Source organism: Iodidimonas sp. MBR-22 (assembly GCF_029946565.1).
GTDB lineage: Bacteria > Pseudomonadota > Alphaproteobacteria > Sphingomonadales > Rhodothalassiaceae > Iodidimonas > Iodidimonas nitroreducens.
Map to the genome: position 1 here is coordinate 278,640 of NZ_JARKVQ010000001.1, position 17,990 is coordinate 296,629.

At 58.7% G+C, this 17,990-nt stretch carries 17 protein-coding genes; 13 read left to right on the forward strand and 4 right to left on the reverse strand.

The annotated features are described in order from the left end of the window. Both QK300_RS01325 and bchF read right to left on the reverse strand, forming a co-directional pair. The gene (locus QK300_RS01325; RefSeq protein ID WP_281299783.1) at nt 1-1,272 is read right to left on the reverse strand and encodes a ferredoxin:protochlorophyllide reductase (ATP-dependent) subunit N; all 1,272 of its coding nucleotides are present in this window, start codon (nt 1,270-1,272) and stop codon (nt 1-3) included. Continuing rightward, nucleotides 1,269-1,811, reverse strand: a complete 543-nt coding sequence (gene bchF / locus QK300_RS01330; RefSeq protein ID WP_281299782.1) for a 2-vinyl bacteriochlorophyllide hydratase — start codon at nt 1,809-1,811, stop codon at nt 1,269-1,271. Before bchF ends, QK300_RS01325 begins: the two co-directional genes overlap by 4 nt. Before the next feature lie 302 nt (nt 1,812-2,113). On the opposite strand from bchF, the gene QK300_RS01335 reads away from it, so the two are divergent. The 6 genes from QK300_RS01335 to QK300_RS01360 all read left to right on the forward strand — a co-directional run bounded on the left by QK300_RS01335 (nt 2,114) and on the right by QK300_RS01360 (nt 8,508). Beyond that, nucleotides 2,114-3,046: a cobalamin B12-binding domain-containing protein gene (locus tag QK300_RS01335; RefSeq protein WP_281299781.1), complete on the forward strand. Its 933-nt coding sequence runs from the start codon at nt 2,114-2,116 to the stop codon at nt 3,044-3,046. Nucleotides 3,047-3,176: 130 nt separating this feature from the next. After that, on the forward strand, nt 3,177-4,595 hold the full coding sequence (gene ppsR / locus QK300_RS01340; RefSeq protein WP_281299780.1) for a transcriptional regulator PpsR: 1,419 nt from the start codon (nt 3,177-3,179) through the stop codon (nt 4,593-4,595). A 119-nt stretch (nt 4,596-4,714) separates the two neighbouring features. Continuing rightward, entirely contained in the window at nt 4,715-5,605 is an 891-nt protein-coding gene (chlG, locus tag QK300_RS01345) for a chlorophyll synthase ChlG (RefSeq protein ID WP_281299779.1), read from the forward strand. Next, the gene (locus tag QK300_RS01350; RefSeq protein ID WP_281299778.1) at nt 5,602-7,008 is read left to right on the forward strand and encodes a BCD family MFS transporter; all 1,407 of its coding nucleotides are present in this window, start codon (nt 5,602-5,604) and stop codon (nt 7,006-7,008) included. Before chlG ends, QK300_RS01350 begins: the two co-directional genes overlap by 4 nt. Next, complete coding sequence (locus QK300_RS01355) at nt 7,005-8,198, forward strand: geranylgeranyl diphosphate reductase (RefSeq protein ID WP_281299777.1); 1,194 nt, start codon at nt 7,005-7,007, stop codon at nt 8,196-8,198. Before QK300_RS01350 ends, QK300_RS01355 begins: the two co-directional genes overlap by 4 nt. Before the next feature lie 40 nt (nt 8,199-8,238). Next, nucleotides 8,239-8,508: a hypothetical protein gene (locus QK300_RS01360; RefSeq protein WP_281299776.1), complete on the forward strand. Its 270-nt coding sequence runs from the start codon at nt 8,239-8,241 to the stop codon at nt 8,506-8,508. A gap of 53 nt (nt 8,509-8,561) precedes the next feature. Here the strand turns inward: QK300_RS01360 and QK300_RS01365 are convergent, their stop codons facing one another. After that, nucleotides 8,562-8,933 (reverse strand): cytochrome c family protein, encoded by a 372-nt coding sequence (locus QK300_RS01365; protein WP_281302245.1) that lies wholly within the window; start codon nt 8,931-8,933, stop codon nt 8,562-8,564. Nucleotides 8,934-9,211: 278 nt separating this feature from the next. Here QK300_RS01365 and bchI point away from each other — a divergent pair, with 278 nt between their 5' ends. From bchI to QK300_RS01400, 7 genes are all read left to right on the forward strand, one after another. Further along, the gene (gene bchI / locus QK300_RS01370; RefSeq protein WP_281299774.1) at nt 9,212-10,243 is read left to right on the forward strand and encodes a magnesium chelatase ATPase subunit I; all 1,032 of its coding nucleotides are present in this window, start codon (nt 9,212-9,214) and stop codon (nt 10,241-10,243) included. Further along, nucleotides 10,240-12,069 (forward strand): magnesium chelatase subunit D, encoded by a 1,830-nt coding sequence (locus QK300_RS01375; protein ID WP_281299773.1) that lies wholly within the window; start codon nt 10,240-10,242, stop codon nt 12,067-12,069. Before bchI ends, QK300_RS01375 begins: the two co-directional genes overlap by 4 nt. Nucleotide 12,070: 1 nt before the next feature. After that, entirely contained in the window at nt 12,071-13,006 is a 936-nt protein-coding gene (bchO, locus tag QK300_RS01380; RefSeq protein ID WP_281299772.1) for an alpha/beta fold hydrolase BchO, read from the forward strand. Nucleotides 13,007-13,085: 79 nt separating this feature from the next. Beyond that, on the forward strand, nt 13,086-14,390 hold the full coding sequence (locus tag QK300_RS01385; protein WP_281299771.1) for a DUF3422 domain-containing protein: 1,305 nt from the start codon (nt 13,086-13,088) through the stop codon (nt 14,388-14,390). 10 nt (nt 14,391-14,400) lie between these two features. Next, on the forward strand, nt 14,401-15,927 hold the full coding sequence (locus QK300_RS01390; protein ID WP_348651802.1) for a phytoene desaturase: 1,527 nt from the start codon (nt 14,401-14,403) through the stop codon (nt 15,925-15,927). Then, a complete protein-coding gene (locus tag QK300_RS01395; RefSeq protein ID WP_281299769.1) occupies nt 15,908-16,954 on the forward strand; it encodes a phytoene/squalene synthase family protein in 1,047 nt (348 codons plus the stop codon). The genes QK300_RS01390 and QK300_RS01395 overlap by 20 nt, the downstream gene beginning before the upstream one ends. Before the next feature lie 15 nt (nt 16,955-16,969). After that, complete coding sequence (locus QK300_RS01400; RefSeq protein ID WP_042083807.1) at nt 16,970-17,179, forward strand: hypothetical protein; 210 nt, start codon at nt 16,970-16,972, stop codon at nt 17,177-17,179. Here QK300_RS01400 and QK300_RS01405 read toward each other — a convergent pair. Continuing rightward, a complete protein-coding gene (locus tag QK300_RS01405; RefSeq protein ID WP_281299768.1) occupies nt 17,120-17,986 on the reverse strand; it encodes a hypothetical protein in 867 nt (288 codons plus the stop codon). The two genes, QK300_RS01400 and QK300_RS01405, sit on opposite strands and share 60 nt — an antisense overlap. Nucleotides 17,987-17,990: the final 4 nt, after the last annotated feature.

Sequence of the window (17,990 nt, forward strand, 5' to 3'; positions counted from 1 at the left end):
TCAGGCCACCAATCTTGTGCGGCGATCAAGGGGCCGGGCAAATAATTCGGCCAGATCACCGGCCTGCTCGAAACCCTGAATCGGGGTGAAAACCAGCTCGATGGACCATTTCGTGGTCATGCCATGGGCCTCCAAAGGATTGGCAAGCCCCAGCCCGCACACCACGATATCGGGTTGCGCCGCAAGGCAGCGATCAAGCTGTTTATCGACATCCTGACCTTCGCTGAGCATCGCATCTTCGGGGAGCAGATCGAGATCGGGCGCCATCAGCCTTTGATTGATGAAGGGGCTGCCCACTTCGATCAGGCGCATCCCCAATTCCCGCGATAAACACCGGGCAAGGGGAATTTCAAGCTGCGAATCGGGGAAGAAAAACAGGCTTTTGCCTTCCAGCATGGGCCGATAATGATCCAGCGCCCGTTCGGCCCGGGCCCGCTTTGGGGCGATCAGGGCTTCAAGGGTTTTGGGGGCCACGCCCATGGCCTCACCCGCCGCCTGCAGCCACAGGCTGGTACCTTCGGCCCCCAGCGGAAAGGGGGCGGGGATGAGCTGTGCGCCTCGTTCGGTCAGGGCTTTGGCGGTATCGGTCAGAAAGGGCTGGGCCAAAAGAACATGGGTATCGGGGCCAATCGGCGGCAGGGCATGGGCCCGGCGGGGGGGGAAGAAATGCACATCCCCAAATCCGGCTTCATCGGCCAAACGGCTGATCTGATCTTCCACCACATCCGCCAATGTTCCGGCAATCAGCAAGGATGGAGCCGCGCCTTTCGGGGCATCGGGCAGCACCGGCACCATCGAGGCCAGACAGGCATCTTCGCCCTGTGTGAAGGTGGTTTCAATCCCCGAACCGGAATAATTGAGGATGCGGACATCGGGGGAAAAGCGCCCGGAAAGCCGATGGGCAGCGCGGGACAGATCGAGCTTGATCACCTCGGACGGGCAGGAGCCCACAAGGAACAGCAGCTTGATATCCGGCCGCCGGGCCAGAAGCTGATCCACCACCCGATCCAGCTCTTCATTGGCATCAGACAGCCCGGCCAGATCGCGTTCATTGATGATGGCGGTGGCAAAGCGCGGTTCGGCAAAGATCATCACCCCGGCCGCCGATTGCATGAGATGGGCGCAGGTGCGTGATCCCACGATCAGGAAAAAGGCATCCTGAATTTTGCGATGCAGCCAGATGATCCCGGTCAGCCCGCAAAAAACCTCGCGCTGGCCGCGTTCCTTCAAAATCGGACGGTCCAAATGGGGGCGGGGGATGGTCGTGCTCATGATACCGGCTCCCCATCGAAATCTGTGGGCGCGGTATGGGGCGCGGTATGGGATGGCCGGGCGGCATGATCAAGCCGGGCCCGGCGCAGCTTATATAAGAATTGCGCAGCATTCACGGCATAGGCGGCATAGGCGGCCAAAGCGATCAGCATCTGATCGCGGGGCGATAAAAAGCCGAACAACAAGCCCGCCAGATAAAGGCTGTGCAGGGCGATCACCCCCATTGAGACGACATCTTCCCAGAAAAAGGCGGGGGCAAAGAGATATTGCCCGAACACATCATGCTCCCATAAAGAGCCGGTGATCATGATGGCGTAAAGAAATCCGGTTTTGACGAGAATCGAAAGGGTTGCCGCCCCATAGCCATTGGATGTGGCCAGATAATGCACCACCAGTGACAGGCTGATCAAAAACACCAAAGCCTGAGCGATGGCCAGAATGCCCTGGATCCGGGTCCAGCGCGAGGCATCGCGCCGCAGCCTTTCCTGCGCCGTATAAAGGGCGGGGCGTTTCTTGGTGCTGGCAAAGGTCCGGGTCACAGCATCGTCCTCGCATTCATATGCCTGCTAAAAGGGCCGATCTCGATTGGCCGCAGGCTTTGGCTCACAGGAAACAGACTAACCGCGACTCTCCAGAACTGTCAATCTAGATTTACGTCAGAAAATCATTACAATGATGCGGAAATAAGCTGGACTTATTATTGTGCGCCTGCACAAAACAGTAAAAATAATTGCGATCAATCCTGATTAACTTACTGTTATTGTTGGAATGTCTGATTTAATTAGATTATTGACGCTTTTCTGTGTAAACTTTTGGCTTCATATCAGAGCGGGAATTTACCATGCCAAATATGTTCCGAGGGGAAGACAGCTTTAGTAATCATATGACGACATCCTTATCGGATGCGCAGGAAAGGACGTCTTCAAAACCGCAAAATTCCGCAGAGTCTCGCCGCGATATGGCCTCTTCAGCAGCATCGGATATGCCGATCAGCAAGGCACGGTTCGGCGAATGGGCGTCTGCCATCGAAAGCGATATCATTCCGCGTTTGTTGATGGCCTGCCGCAGCGAGGATCAAAGCAAAGCCAATGAGTCGTATGATGTTTGGCTTCCCGATCCCAAGGATATCGAAAGGTTGACCCGTATCATTCTGGCCGGGGATATCGATGCCGCCGAAATGATGCTGGATCGCATGCGTGATAATGGGGCCCGAATCGAGACCTTGTGTTTGGGGATTTTTGCCCCCTGTGCGCGCCGACTGGGTGAATTATGGGAAGATGATGATGCGGATTTTGCGCAGGTGACCATGGCGATGGGCTCATTGACCTATTTATTGCGCAGTCTTTTGCATGGCCATCCGGATGCGCCATCGGGAATGACCCGGACGCGCCGGGCACTGATGATCACCGCGCCCAATGAGCAGCATATTTTCGGTTCGACGATGGTGTGCGAATTATTTCGGATCGCAGGTTGGTATGTCAGGAATGCCTTGGGATGGAGCCGTCAGGAACTGGTCGATCAGGTGGCCAATGACCATTTCATCGTTGCGGGTTTTTCCGCCAGTGGCGATCAAGAGCTTGAATGGATAAAAAAAACGATTAGATCATTACGGCGTCATTCTTCCAATGGATCACTTTATATCATGGTGGGGGGTGCGCTTTTTCTTGAAAAACCAGCCATGGTCAAATATGTGGGGGCGGATGCCATGGCGAGCAATGGAAAGCAGGCAACCTTGCTTGCCGAAACGATGGTCCGGCCTCGGTTGGCGCAATAGCGTCTTTAGTCGATTGATCGTGCCGGGTTTGTGTGGCGTGCGTTGAAAGGCAAAGGCTGCACAAGTCCGTTCTCCTGTGCAAAATGCTGGTGTGCAGAATTTTGGGCAATATGTTGGAAAGATTGCACTCGTGAAACACTTCAATGCTGTCAAGGAAACGATTGGTGATTTGAAAGCGGATGTCGCTGGCATGGTGATTGCCGCCTCCGCTGATATTGCTTTGATCGTTGATCGTGATGGCGCCGTTCTGGATCTGTCTTATGGCGAGGGTGATTTTCGCATCGAAGGATCGGATCGGTGGCGCGGGCGCTTTTTGCGGGATCTGGTGACCTCTGAATCCTTAGGCAAGGTGGAAAGGATGCTGGCGGGGGCTGCGGCCAATGAACGGCCGCGCTGGCGCCAGATCAATCATCATGCCAAACCCGGTGATATTCCGGTGCAATATCTGGCTCTGCCCCTGACCACCACCGGGCATTATGTGGTGATTGGCCGCGAAATGGGGACAATGGCGCTGTTGCAGCAAAAGCTGATCATGGCCCAGCAAACCATGGAACGCGATTATGAGCGGTTCCGCCATGCGGAAACCCGCTATCGTCTGCTGTTCCAGATTTCGGGCGAGGCTATTTTGGTGGTCAGCGCCCGCACGGGCAAAATTGTTGAGGCCAATGCCGCCGCCAGCCGTATTCTGGGCCATCAAAAAGGCGATCTGGTGGGCCAAAATTTCTTCAGTGGTTTTGATGAAAAAAGCACCGATGATATCCACAGCCTGCTCGAACAGGTGCGCACGGGCGGCACCTGTGAAGATATCAGCGTCAAGCGCAGCGACAATGCCCACAGCTTTTTCATGTCTGCCAATCTTTTCACCCATCACAAGGATGGCTTGTTCTATCTTTTGCGGCTGAAGCCGGTTGAAGACAATGAAAGCGCATCGATGGTGCCCCGGGCGAAAGCGCGCATCATCGAGGTGATGGAAAAATCCCCGGATGCCTTTGTGATGACCGATCAGCAGGGCATCATTCAGGCGGCCAATCGATCCTTTTTGTCATTAGTGCAATTGGTTGCCGAACAGCAGGTTCTGGGGCAATCCCTTGATCAATGGCTGTGGCGGCCCGGTGTTGGTTTGAATGTGCTGTTGGGCACCTTGCGCGAAGAACAAACGGTGCGGTTGTTTTCCACCAGCATTCGCGGCGAGATGAATGCCGTGACCAAGGTCGAGATTTCAGCCGCTGCGGCCACAAGGGGCGATGAGACCAGCTATGGCTTTGTGATTCGCGATGTCGAGCGGCGGTTCAAGGAAATCGGTGGTTTTGAGAAGAATGCGGGCGGTTCCAACGAAGGCATGACCGAACTCGTGGGCCGTGTCGCCTTGAAAGATATCGTACGCGAAACCACCGATGTGATCGAGCGGATGTGCATCGAAGCGGCCCTTGAAATGACCCATGATAATCGCGCCTCGGCGGCAGAAATGCTGGGGCTGAGCCGACAAAGCCTTTATGTCAAAATGCGCCGCTATGGCGTGGGTGAATTCAACAGTCAGGATCGCGATTAAAGGAAGGGCGGCTTTGGCCGCTTTTTTTGTTTTTCATGATCCCGTTTTCGCCCGACTTTTCCCGCCTACATCTGTCAATCCAAGTTGACAAATAAAACCGTCAATCATATCGTGAATGCATGTCACGATTTGTCCCATCAGCGGCGCTTGAACTCCTGAAGCCAATCACATGGTTTGCTCCGATGTGGGCTTATATGTGCGGCATCATTTCATCGGGCGTGGCGCTGTCTGGCCATTGGCTGATCATCGGTCTGGGGGTTTTGCTGGCGGGGCCGATGGTTTGTGGCACCAGTCAGGCGGTGAATGATTGGTTTGATCGTCATGTGGATCAGATCAATCAGCCCGAACGCCCCATTCCTTCGGGGCGCATCCCCGGCTCATGGGGGCTGATCATCGCTGTGATCTGGACCATTTTATCCGTTATTCTGGCTACTTTTCTGGGGCTTTGGGGCTTTTTGGCGGCGCTGTTTGGCTTGGCTTTGGCCTGGGCCTATAGCGCCCCGCCTTTTCGTTTGAAGCGCAATGGCTGGTGGGGCAATGCGGCGGTGGGCCTGTGTTATGAAGGGCTGCCATGGTTCACCGGGGCAGCGATCATGGCGGCGGCTTTGCCCGGAGAACGGGTTTTGCTTTTTGCCGGGCTTTATAGCCTGGGCGCCCATGGCATCATGACATTGAATGATTTCAAATCGGTGGAAGGCGATCTGAAGATGGGGATCGCCTCTTTGCCAGCCCAGATGGGTGTGGATCGGGCGGCGCGCTTTGCCTGCATCGTGATGCTGATCCCCCAGCTTGTGGTGGCCGCCCTTTTGTGGTTTTGGCAAATGCCCATCTATGCCGCCACCTTGGGGGTCTTTATTCTGGTTCAATTGGTTTTGATGCGGCGCCTGTTACAAGCCCCCCGCCTGCGTGCGCCCTGGTATAATGCCACCGGCACCAGCCTTTATGTGGGGGGGATGTTGCTGGCGGCGTTTGCTTTGCGGGCTTCATCCATTGCGGGAGAGGGGCTGTGAGCAAGATCGGGCGCACAATGAGCTGGCCGGGGATCATCCGCTTGGGGCTGGTGCAGGCGGCTTTGGGGGCGATTGTTGTGCTCACCACATCAACCATCAATCGGGTGATGGTGGTGGAATTGGGCCTTTTGGCGATTTTGCCCGGCTTTCTGGTGGGGCTGCATTATGCGATCCAGATTTCGCGGCCGCGCATGGGCTATGGAGCCGATGCCGGCAGGCGTTGCACCCCGTGGATCATCGGGGGCATGGCGGTTCTGGCTTTGGGCGGGGTGCTGGCGGCCCTGTCGGTGGCGCTGATGGCCCAATATCTGGTGCCGGGGATCATGCTGTCGGTTTTGGCCTTTATCATGATCGGGTTGGGCGTAGGGGCCAGCGGCACCACGCTTTTGACCCTGATGGCCAAACAGGTGGCCCCAGCCCGGCGCGCCGGGGCGGCAACCCTTGTGTGGGTGATGATGATCATGGGCTTTATCCTAACCGCCACCATCGCGGGGGCCTATCTTGAGCCTTTCTCGCTGCTGCGCCTGATCATCGTGACCAGCATTGTTTCCGGGCTAGCCTTCGGGCTGGCGGTGCTGGCGATCATGGGGCTGGAAAAGACCCCGGATCACGAGGCCATGACGGCTGCCGAGCACAGCCCGAACCAAACCGGTGCGCAGACAGAATTTCGCACGGCTTTGATCGAGATTTGGGGCGAGCCGAAAGCCCGGCTTTTTACCCTGTTCGTGTTTCTTTCTATGCTGGCCTATAGCGCTCAGGATCTCATTCTCGAGCCCTTTGCCGGGATGATTTTTGGCTATAGCCCGGGCCAATCCACGCAATTGGCGGGGCTTCAGCATAGCGGGGTTTTGCTGGGCATGGCACTGGTGGGGGTGGCGGGCAGCTTTGCCGTCATCCGCCGCTGGCTGCCCACGAGCGTTTTCATGATGGCGGGCTGTGTGCTTTCGGCTCTGGCGCTTTTGGGATTGGTGATGGCGGCCATGATCGGGCCGGACTGGCCATTGGTTCCTACGGTTTTCTTTTTGGGCTTTGCCAATGGGCTTTTTGCGGTGGCGGCCATTGGCACGATGATGGCCCTGGCCAGCGAAGGCCGGGCCGAGCGGGAAGGCACGCGCATGGGTCTGTGGGGCGCAGCGCAGGCCATTGCCTTTGGGCTTGGGGGGTTTATCGGCACGGCGGGGGTCGATCTGATGCGGTTTTTCTTTGCCGATCCGGCTTTATCCTATGCGGTGGTTTTTGCCGCCGAAGCTTTTTTGTTCCTCTTGGCCGCAGGCCTTGCCCTGCGGGTTAAAGCTATGATGGCCGCCAAAGGGGCGAAGGAAAGTGTCTCACGCTCAATGCCTGCCATGCCGGCAAAAGCGCCGTCGGTTCCCCTGTTTTCAATGGAAGGGTCTCAGCCATGACCGAGTTGTTCGACATCTGTGTGGTGGGGGGCGGCCCCGCCGGGGCCACCGCTGCCGATGAATTGGCGCGGGCAGGCTTTCGCACGCTTTTGCTGGATCGGGGCGGACGGATCAAGCCCTGCGGTGGGGCCATTCCCCCTCGGTTGATAGCAGATTTCAATATCCCCGATCATCTGCTGGTAGCGAAAGCCCGCTCTGCGCGGATCATTTCCCCCAGCCATCGCCATGTGGATATGCCGGTGGAAAAGGGCTTTGTGGCTATGGTTGATCGCGATCAATTCGATGATTGGTTGCGGAAGCGGGCAGCGCAAAATGGTGCTGAATTGCGGATTGGGCGCTTTAAAACTCTGGAGCGCGATGCCGATGGGATGGCCCGGCTGATCTATCAGGGCCCGGATGGCAGCGCCCATTCGATCCGGGCGCGGCGGGTGATCGGGGCAGATGGGGCCAATTCGGCGGTGGCGCGGGAAGCCATGCCGGAATTGGGGCGGCCCCAATGCGTTTTTGCCTATCATGAAGTGATCAGGCTGCCCGAAAAAGCGGTGGCGGGCTATCGTGATGATCGCTGCGATATTCATTATCGGGGGGATTTATCGCCAGATTTTTATAGCTGGATTTTTCCCCATGGGGAAACGGCCAGCATTGGCACCGGTTCGGCGGTGAAGGGCTTTTCCCTGCGCCAAACCGTAAGCCGCCTGCGCGATGAAACCGGGCTTGCAGGGGCTGAAACCCTGCGCTGTGAAGGCGCGCCTTTACCGCTGAAGCCCTTGAAACGCTGGGATAATGGCCGCGATGTGATATTGGCGGGGGATGCGGCGGGGGTGGTGGCCCCGGCCTCTGGCGAAGGCATTTATTATGCCATGATCTGTGGCCAGATGGTGGCAAGTGCGGTGGTGCAAAGCCTGCTAACCGATGATGCTCGATCCCTGGCGCAGGCGCGCAAGGCCTTCATGGCGGCCCATGGCCGGGTTTTCTGGGTTTTGGGGGTGATGCAATCTTTTTGGTATTCATCGGATAAGCGCCGCGAACGCTTTACCACCATGTGCGGGGATCGCGATGTGCAAAGGCTGACATGGGAAGCCTATATGAACAAAAAGCTGGTGCGGGCTCATCCGGCAGCGCATCTGCGCATTTTCATGAAAGATATGGCGCATCTTCTGGGGCTGGTTTCACCGGGGCGCGTCCCTTGAAAAGAGGGCGGGCGGCGGCGCATCGAGGGCGGATGATGGGATGAAAGAGCTGGTCTTGTCGGGCGATCTCATCCTTATTGCCCTTGTCTTTATGCTGGTTGAAAGCTTAGGCCTGTTCTGGTGGTGGCGGCGGAAGAAGCGTGGGCTGAATCCTTCGCAGATCATCCGCCTGATGCTGCCCGGTGCCGCGCTTTTTCTGGCGCTTCATGCGGCCCTCGGGCTGCAATCATGGTCTTTGGTTTTACTGTGGATATCGCTCGCCCTGGTGTTTCATCTTTATGATCTCAAAAGCCGATGGACCGGGGTGTGAGGTGCCATGATATGACCATGACCCCAGCCCCGATCCATGCAGGCGATCAGCGTTCAGGACCCGGTTGCGGTTTTGAGATAGGCAATCAGATCGGCGCGATCCTCTTCTTTGCGCAGGCCCGGAAAGGCCATGCGATTGCCGGGAATATAGGTTCGGGGATTTTCCAGATAAGCCGAAATGGTGTCTTCGCTCCACACGATCCCCGCCTCTTGCATCGCTTTGGAATAGGCAAAGCCTTCAACTGTGCCCGATGTGCGGCCAAAAACCCCATAAAGGCTGGGGCCGATCTTGCGGCCTTCGGGTTCCAGTACATGGCAAACCTGGCAGCGGGCAAACAGCTTTTCACCCTTTGCCGCATCCTGTGCCGCAGCCGGGCGGCTGGCGATGAAAGCCAGGGCGATCAGAATGAAGGACAGAAAAGCCATCCTGCGCATCAGGGGCAGGCTGATTGTGGAAAAGTTTTTGGCAGTCGTTGTTTTAACGGGCATTTTATGGGACGGCGTGGAATACATAAAGGCGGCTCCCCAATGGATTGGTTGACGGTTTTGTTCATTGCACCCATGCAGCAGGCCAGTGTCAACGGTATGGGCCTGTTGTTCTACGACCCTTGGGCGGCTTTGGATCATCTGGCCAAAAAAACCGGAGGCGCGCCCATAACCTCTCCATTTATAGCCCCCCTGCACCGGATCGGAGGATCATAACCATGGCACAGCCTTATCCCTTTTCAGCCTTGGTTGGTCAGGATGCGATGATCATGGGCCTTGTTCTGGTCGCTGTCGATCCCCGGATCGGGGGCGTTTTGATCATGGGGGATCGGGGCACCGGAAAATCAACGGCGGTGCGGGCGATGGCCGGGCTTTTGCCAAAGATCGAAGTGGTGGTGGGCTGTCCCTATGGCTGCGCCCCCGATCCATCGCTGGGGCCATGCGCTGATGGCTGCCCGCGTCAGGCCAAATCCGCAGCCGTTAAAAGCCGGATGGTTCCGGTGCCGGTGGTGGATTTGCCCTTGGGGGTGACCGAAGATCGGGTGGTGGGGGCCCTTGATATCGAACGGGCGCTGACCAGTGGCGAGAAAAAATTTGAACCGGGCCTGCTCGCCCGCGCCAATCGCGGCTTTCTCTATATCGATGAGGTCAATCTTTTAGAAGATCACATCATCGATCTGTTGCTCGATGCCGCCGCCTCGGGGGAAAATCTGGTGGAACGCGAAGGGCTGAGTATTCGTCATCCGGCGCGTTTTGTGCTCATTGGTTCGGGCAATCCCGAAGAAGGGGATTTAAGGCCACAGATGCTGGATCGATTTGGTTTGGCGGTGGATGTGGTCACCCCGCGCGATATTCCCACCCGGGTCGAGGTGGTGCGTCGCCGCGATGCTTATGAGCATGATCCCGAAGCCTTCATCAAGCGCTATCGCCCACGCGATGGCATTTTGCGCAAGAAAATCCTCGCCGCCCAAAGCCGCCTGCCCCAGATCACCGTGCCCGATGAGATGCTGGCGCTGGCGGCGGGCCTGTGTGTGGATCTGGGAACCGATGGCCTGCGGGGTGAACTGACCCTGATCCGGGTGGCCCGGGCTTTGGCGGCGTTTGAAGGCGATGATGTGGTGGGCCCTGATCATCTGCGGCGGATGGCACCGGCGGCGCTTGGCCACCGCCTGCGCCGCGATCCTTTGGATGATGCCGGTTCCGCCGCCCGGGTGGAGCGGGTGATTGCTGACCGCTTCGATGCCTTATGACCGCGCTGGGGGATGATGGGCCAGAGGGGATAGATCATCGCTGGCCGGATGCGATGACGGTGGCGGCTTTGCTGCTGATCGATCCGGTGGGCCTTGGCGGGGTGCATCTGCGCGCCCATCCCGGCCCGGTGCGGGATGCATGGCTGGCTGCCTTGCAGGGAATGGCGGCGGATGCGGGGATCATCATCAGGCCCTGTCCGGGCCAGATCAGTCAGGAAGCGCTGGCCGGGGGCTTGGATTTGATCGCCACCTTGAAAAGCGGCAAGCCGGTCCACAGCCCCGGTCTTTTGGCGCAAGCGGATGGCGGCCTTGTGCTGTTGCGGATGGCGGATCGGCTGCTGCCTTCGGTGGCGGGCCAAATCGCCGCCGCGATTGATCGTCTTGATGCACGCTTTGGGCTGGTGGCTATTGATGAACATGAAGAGGATGAAGAGCCCGCCCCTCTGGTGCTGAGGGATCGCTTGGGCATTCATCTGTATTTGGATGATCTGAGCCATCGTCAGATTGGCGGCGCCCCGTTTCATCAGGAAGAGATCAGCGCCGCCCGCGCCCGACTTCAGGATGTAGCGGCGGCAGATGGCCTGATCCGTGATCTGTGTGAAACGGCGCAGGCCTTGGGGATTGCTTCGGTGCGGGCGGAAATTCTGGCTTTGCGGGTGGCCCTGGCCGCCGCCGCTTTGGATGGCCGCACCGCCAGCAATGATGAGGATGCAGCCCTTGCCGTGCGGCTGGTTTTATTGCCCCGGGCCACGCGCTTTCCGGCACCGGAAGATCGCCCCGCGCCGGAAGATCGACAAGAGAGCGACCCGCCAGAGGATGACCCCGCGCCGCCACCCGATGGGGATCAAGCCCCCAGTGAGGCCCCCAGTGAGGCCCCCAGTGAACCCCCCACCGAGCCTCTTGGCGATGGCCGGGCCGAAGATCGCCTGCTTGATGCGGTGATGGCGCATCTGCCGCCCGATCTTTTGGCGGGCTTGCAAAAGGGGGCAGGTGATAAAGCCGCCAGCCGATCCCGGGGCGGGCAGCGGGCGGCGATGGCGAAAACTATGTCTGTGCGCCGGGGTCGCCCGGTGGGGGTGCGCCCCGGCCTGCCCCGCGATGGCGCGCGTCTCGATCTTCTGGCCAGCCTGCGGGCCGCTGCACCCTGGCAGGCCCTGCGGCGCCAGGCCCTGCATAATCAGGCGGATCATGGGGGCGGGCCGGGGCATCGGGTGCTGATCCGGCCTGATGATCTGCGCGTCATCCGCTATAAACAGCGCAGCGAAACCGCCACGATTTTTCTTGTGGATGCGTCCGGCTCGGCGGCGATGGAGCGGCTGGCCGAGGCCAAGGGCGCGGTGGAGCTGTTGCTCGCCGATTGTTATATCCGCCGCGATCAGGTGGCGGTGATCGCCTTTCGCGGCACGGCTGCCGATATCATCCTGCCGCCGACTCGCTCTTTGGCCCGGGCCCGGCGATCCCTGGCGGGTCTGCCGGGGGGTGGGGGCACTCCCTTGGCTTTGGGGCTGGAAGCCCTCTTGCAATTGGCGGGGCAGGTGCAAAAGGCCGGGCAGCGGCCGCTTCTGGTGGTGCTCACCGATGGCCGGGGGAATATTGATCGTGAGGGTTTGCCCGGGCGGGATCAGGCCAAAGCGGATGCCATGCTGGCAGCCCGGGCTTTGCGGCATTTTGGGGCGGCAGCCATATTGGTGGATACGGCTCGGCGCGCGGGCCTTGCAGCGCAGGAACTGGCGGCGGCCATGGGCGCGGATTATGTGTTTTTACCCCGCGCCGATGCAACATCGCTGTCTGATGTGGTGCAATATCATAATCGAAAGGGGGGCTGAAATGGTCTCGCCCTTTTTGCATTATCCTGATTTTTCCATCGAGGGGAAAAACTGGCCCCATCGCCGCCTTAGCCGTTTCGTCGATGTGGGCGGTTTTCGCTGGCATGTGCAGATCGCCGGGCCGCTGGAAAAGGGCTCGGATGCGGAAGCGTCGCCCTCGCCGGTGTTTTTGCTGCTGCACGGCACCGGCGCTTCGGGGCACAGCTTTGCCGATAGTTTTGAAGCTTTGGCGCAGGATGCGGTGGTGATCATCCCCGATCTGCCCGGCCATGGCTTTACCCGCAGCCCCCATGGTTTCAAGATGACTTTACCCATGATTGCGAAGGCCTTGGCGGATTTGCTGGGGCATCTCGATCAGGTGCCAACACGGATCATCGGCCATTCGGCAGGGGCGGCGATTGCCTGCCAGATGGTTTTGGATCAGCTTGCAAATCCGGACCGAATCATCGCCATCAATGGGGCTTTGCGGCCTTATCAAAGCCGCTCTTTGCCGGTTTTTTCCCAATTTGCCCGGCTCACTGCGCGCTTTTTGGCGGAAAATCCGGTGATGCCTTCGCTTTTATCATGGCGCGGGCGATCCAAACGGGTGGTGGAGCAGTTGATTCTTGAAACCGGCTCGCGCATTTCTGCTGCAGGCCTTGCCCATTATCGTGCGCTCTTTTCCTGCTCGGGGCATGTGGCGGGGGCTTTATCGATGATGGCCCATTGGGATCTGGAGAGCCTGGAAAAGCAGCTTGCGCATTTATCCTGCCCGCTGATCCTTATCATCGGGGATGGGGATCGCGCCATTCCGCCCGATTATCAGGCCAAGCTGGCCATGATGGTGCCGCGCGCCCATTTGGTGCATCTGCCCGGATTGGGGCATCTGGCCCATGAGGAAGATCCCGATCAGATTATCGCCCTGATTGTGAACGAGGATGAAGCTGCGGGGAATTGAATTTACATTTTCATCTGTCAGTCTATCATGACAGATATGGGTTTATGAAGCCGCGCTATGAGAAGGGATGAAAGAAGGCATGCAGATACCCGTCGATCATCCCGAACGCTTCAATCTCAATGATGAAGTTCATGCCCGCCCGCCGGAACCCTTGCCCACGCCGTGCCGGGTGTCTTATCTGGCGCTTTATACCGATTGGCATCTTGCGCCGTCCGATCTTGAACCGGTGACAGAACTGGCCCGGCGTTTTCAGGCCGTGGAGCCACGCCCTTCGAGCAATCATTATAGTGCCGATTTCGGGCGGTTTCGCCTGCGCTGGGAACGCCATACCGAATATACCCGCTATACCTTTATCGCGCCGGGGGTGGGCGAAGATCTGTTTGCCGAACCGGCGATCCAACTGGTGCCTGAAGATTGGCTGCAATCCCTGCCGGGGTCGGTTCTGGTGGCCAAACATGCAACCCTCGTGCGGCCTGAAGGCGCGCCATCCGATCCCGACCTTATCGCCGCCCGGTTTTTTGGCGGCAATGTGCTTTTGGGCTCGGATGTGGGGGCAGGCGCGGGCACGGCGTTCAAGGATTTTCGCATTCATGGGGATCGGTTCAGCCGCCTTTTGATGATTAACCGAACCATGTCGGATCGTCAGGCGGGGCGGATGATGCAGCGCTTGTTTGAAATCGATAGCTACCGCCTGCTGGCCCTTCTCGCTTTGCCCACGGCGCAAAAGCTCGGCCCGATCCTGACGGAAAAGGAACATGATCTGGTCAGCATCATTTCCGCCATGGCCGAAGCCGGACCAAAGGATGAGAGCAGCCTTCTTGATCGGCTCACCCGCTTGCAGGTGGAATTGGAACGGCGGATTTCCCTTAATAGCTATCGCTTTGATGCGGCGCGGGCCTATTATCAGCTTGTGAACCGGCGGATCGAGGAATTGCGCGAACAGCGCTATCCGGGCATCCAGAATCTGCGGGAATTTACCGAACGCCGCCTGCAACCGGCAATGAATACCTGCGAAACCATGGCCCGGCGGCAGCAATCCTTATCGGAACGGGTGGCGCGCACCACCCAGCTTTTATCGACTCGGGTGGATATTGATCGCCAGCAGCAAAATCAAAGCCTTTTGAAAACCATGAGCCGGCGCGCCCGCATTCAATTGCGGATGCAGCAAACGGTGGAAGGTCTCTCGGTTGCGGCCATCACCTATTATATCGTGGGGCTTGTGAGCTATCTTGCCAAGGGATTGGAACCCTTCGGTGCGGCGATCGATCCCTCCGTGGTCACGGCCGCCTCGATCCCCTTTGTCTTGATTTTTTTGCTGATCGGGGTGGGGCGATTGCGTCGTCATCTTTTCAAGGACGATACAGCAGGAGATCATCATGGATGATGGCCGGGCCATGGCGCCCTTTTCTTCGGAACCATTGGCTGGGCCGGGTTCTGACGCACCCCATGCCGTGGTGATCGGCAGCGGCTTTGGCGGCCTGGCGGCGGCGGTGCGTTTGGGCGCGCGGGGCTATCGCGTGACGATTGTGGAAAAATGCGATGGGCCGGGCGGCCGGGCGACGGTTTTTCGGCAGGATGGCTTTGTGTTCGATGCCGGACCCACCATCGTCACCGCGCCCTTTCTTTTCGAGGAATTATGGGCTCTATGCGGCAAAAAGCTCTCCGACGATGTGGATCTGCGGCCCATATCGCCTTTTTATCGTATTCGTTTCGATGATGGAATGGTCTTTGATTATACAGGCGATCGTGAAGCCATGCGGGCAGAGATCGGGCGCTTTTCGCCCGAGGATGTTGCGGGCTATGATCGCTTCATGGCCTATAGCCAGCAGGTTTTTGAAATCGGTTTCGAGCAGCTTGGCGATGTGCCCTTCAGCCGGTTTCGCGATATGCTGAAAGTGGGCCCCGATCTGATCCGGCTGGGGGGTTATCGCAGCGTTTATCAGGCGGTCTCGCGCTTTATCAAGGATCCGCGCCTGCGGGTGGTTTTAAGCTTTCATCCCCTTTTGGTGGGGGGCAATCCCTTTACCACCACATCGGTTTATAATCTGATCGGCTTTTTGGAACATCATTGGGGCGTGCATTTTGCCATGGGTGGCACGGGCCGTTTGGTGGATGGCCTTGTGGGTTTGATCAAGGGTCAGGGCAATCACATCCGCTATGGCGCAGGGGTTGAAGAAATCCTTCTCGATGGCCGCCGGGCCTGTGGTGTGCGTTTGCAGGGTGGCGAGACCATCCGGGCCGATATCGTGGTTTCAAACGCCTGTTCTGCCAGCACCTATCGCACCTTGCTGCCCGCTTATGCCCGCCGCCGCTGGACCAATCGCAAGATTGATCGGGCGCGCTATTCCATGAGCCTGTTCGTTTGGTATTTCGGAACTAAAAAGCGCTATGAAGATGTGCCCCATCATCAGATTCTTTTAGGGCCGCGCTATCGCGGGCTTTTACGCGATATTTTCAAAAGCCATCATCTGGCCAAGGATTTCAGCCTTTATCTCCATCGCCCCACGGCCACCGATCCCAGCCTGGCCCCGGCGGGCTGCGATGCGTTTTATGTGCTGTCGCCGGTGCCCCATCTGGATGGCCCCACCGATTGGCGGAGCATGGCCGAGCCTTATCGTCGATCCATCGAACAGGCTTTGGAGCGCACGGTCCTGCCCGGCCTGTCGGATCAGGTCATCAGTTCGCGTTTGATGACCCCCCTTGATTTTCGTGATCAACTTTCTTCGCTCAAGGGGGCGGCATTCGGGCTGGAACCGGTTCTGACCCAAAGCGCGTGGTTTCGCCCTCATAACCGGTCGGAAGATATTGAAAATCTGTTTCTGGTGGGGGCGGGCACCCATCCCGGGGCCGGTTTGCCCGGGGTTTTGACAACCGCGAAAATCCTCGACAAGGTGGTGCCCGATGCGCAGACCTTCGCTTGATCCCGGCCATGCCAGTCCTGCCGATCATGCCCGCTGCCGGGCCTTGCTGCGGCGGGGGTCCCATTCTTTTCATGCCGCAACAACCCTTTTGCCCTTAGCCGTGCGCCAGCCGGTCACGGTTTTATATGCCTTTTGCCGCCTGGCCGATGACGGCATCGATCATGCCGTGCATGGCGGCGCGGCCCTTGCCCGGCTGCATGATCGCCTCGATCATGCCTATGCCGGTCGTCCTTTGCCCCATCCGGTGGATCGCGCTTTTGCGGATCTGGTGGCCCATCATAATTTGCCAAGGGGTCTTTTTGAGCTGCTGTTTGAAGGGTTTTTGTGGGATGTGGCGGGCCGATCCTATGATGATCTTGATGATGTGTGTGCCTATGGGGTGCGGGTGGCTGGCACGGTCGGGGCTTTGATGGCCCTGTTGATGGGGGTGCGTTCCGCCGATCAGATCGCCCGTGCCTGCGATCTGGGCGTGGCCATGCAATATAGCAATATTGCCCGCGATGTGGGCGAGGATGCCATTGCCGGGCGGCTTTATCTGCCCCGCCTTTGGCTGGCAGAAGCGGGGATCGATGCGGAAGGCTGGCTGGCCAGCCCGGTGATGGATGATCGCATCAAAGGGGTGATCCGCCGCTTGCTCGATGAAGCGGCGCGGCTTTATGCCCGGGCCGATGGCGGCATTGCGCTTTTGCCCCGGGAATGCCGCACCAGCATTTATGCGGCGCGCTATATCTATGCCGATCTGGGCCGCCGGATAGCCGCCAATGGCTATGATTCGATCACGGTGCGGGCGGTGGTGCCGCCGGGGCGTAAATTGGCCCTGATCGGGCGCAGTATGTTGGCCAATCTGGGATTGAGGCCGCGATCATCTGATGGGGAAAATGCCCCATTACCGGCCGCTTATGCGCCGATGCTGGCCAGCCTCAAGGGATATGAGACCGGTGAATTTGGCACGGATGGCGGACCGGATCGTTTGGGCTGGGTTCTGGCCCTGATGGAGCGTCAGGCCCTGCGGACCCGCCAATTTTAAGGATGGGGAGCGATCATGGATGGCCAATGGTTGTTTCTGGCAGAGATGATCCTGACCTTTGTGCTGGTGCTGGGCTTTGGGTTTCGCGAATTATGGCTTTTGCGCAAGGATCGTTTGGCCAAAGAAAAGCCGCCGGAAACCGGGCCTGAAAATCCACAGGAAACCTCATCCCCACCATTGCCCGCGCGGCATTCTAAAGGGCAGCATGGCCCGCACGATGGGTGATCGAAACCGGTCGAGATCAAGGCTTTCATGAACGGCAATCGCCCGCTGGCCAAAAAGCGGCACATCAAGGATCGAGCGCGTGTAGAAAGGCGAATCCTCAAGGGTGCGCAGGCAGGTGGCCGCAGCCCCCCGATCACTGCGGGTGAGCCGCCGCATCCGCCAGCCGCTGGTGGGGAGCCGGGTCAAAGGCGGTGGGGTAAAAGCTTTCATGCTGCCATTTTCATGATAGCGCAGGGCGAGCGCGTGGCGGCTGCCATCGCGGCGCAAAAGATCATAGAAAACAATGCTTTCCTGATCAAGCCGGGCGCGCGACCATTGCCATTGGCGAAAGGCCCGCTCCAAAGGTTCCGCGCCCCGGTTCATGTCGCAATAGCCATGGCCGGTCCAGTGCATCCGGGGTTCGTCCATTTCGATCTTCACCCGCATATGGGGGTTGAGCGGTCGCCATTGATGGCGGCCATGGGGGTCAAGATCATGAAAAGGCCCAAAGGATGCGGGCAGGGGAATGGTGATCCGGCCCCGGATGGGCCGCCGCCATGGGGTGCTGGTTTCATGAAGATCGGCGATCAGGGCCGTGGGGGTGAAACGCAGGCTGCTTTGATCGATGCGCAGGCATTGGGGGCTGGTTTCCAGCCGGTCGGCGCGGCGTTCGGTCATCGCCCAATAGCGTTTTTTGCCATCATAAAGGGCAATGTTAAAGGCGCAGTGATTTTCCGGTCGCTGCCAGCCAGCCCACGCATAATAGGGCGAGAACACACTGCCGATAAAAACGATGAGGGTAAGGCCATAGCGCCCATCTTCGCTCAAGGCA

What these genes read in the sequence shown, in the direction of transcription:
- bchI (WP_281299774.1), top strand. Translation starts at nt 9,212, where the DNA reads ATGGCACAGCCTTATCCCTTTTCAGCCTTGGTTGGTCAGGATGCGATG.
- QK300_RS01325 (WP_281299783.1), bottom strand. Translation starts at nt 1,272, where the DNA reads ATGAGCACGACCATCCCCCGCCCCCATTTGGACCGTCCGATTTTGAAG.
- QK300_RS01360 (WP_281299776.1), top strand. Translation starts at nt 8,239, where the DNA reads ATGAAAGAGCTGGTCTTGTCGGGCGATCTCATCCTTATTGCCCTTGTC.
- chlG (WP_281299779.1), top strand. Translation starts at nt 4,715, where the DNA reads ATGTCACGATTTGTCCCATCAGCGGCGCTTGAACTCCTGAAGCCAATC.
- QK300_RS01375 (WP_281299773.1), top strand. Translation starts at nt 10,240, where the DNA reads ATGACCGCGCTGGGGGATGATGGGCCAGAGGGGATAGATCATCGCTGG.
- QK300_RS01355 (WP_281299777.1), top strand. Translation starts at nt 7,005, where the DNA reads ATGACCGAGTTGTTCGACATCTGTGTGGTGGGGGGCGGCCCCGCCGGG.
- QK300_RS01390 (WP_348651802.1), top strand. Translation starts at nt 14,401, where the DNA reads ATGGCGCCCTTTTCTTCGGAACCATTGGCTGGGCCGGGTTCTGACGCA.
- QK300_RS01365 (WP_281302245.1), bottom strand. Translation starts at nt 8,933, where the DNA reads ATGGCTTTTCTGTCCTTCATTCTGATCGCCCTGGCTTTCATCGCCAGC.
- bchO (WP_281299772.1), top strand. Translation starts at nt 12,071, where the DNA reads ATGGTCTCGCCCTTTTTGCATTATCCTGATTTTTCCATCGAGGGGAAA.
- QK300_RS01400 (WP_042083807.1), top strand. Translation starts at nt 16,970, where the DNA reads ATGGATGGCCAATGGTTGTTTCTGGCAGAGATGATCCTGACCTTTGTG.
- QK300_RS01385 (WP_281299771.1), top strand. Translation starts at nt 13,086, where the DNA reads ATGCAGATACCCGTCGATCATCCCGAACGCTTCAATCTCAATGATGAA.
- QK300_RS01395 (WP_281299769.1), top strand. Translation starts at nt 15,908, where the DNA reads ATGCGCAGACCTTCGCTTGATCCCGGCCATGCCAGTCCTGCCGATCAT.
- QK300_RS01335 (WP_281299781.1), top strand. Translation starts at nt 2,114, where the DNA reads ATGCCAAATATGTTCCGAGGGGAAGACAGCTTTAGTAATCATATGACG.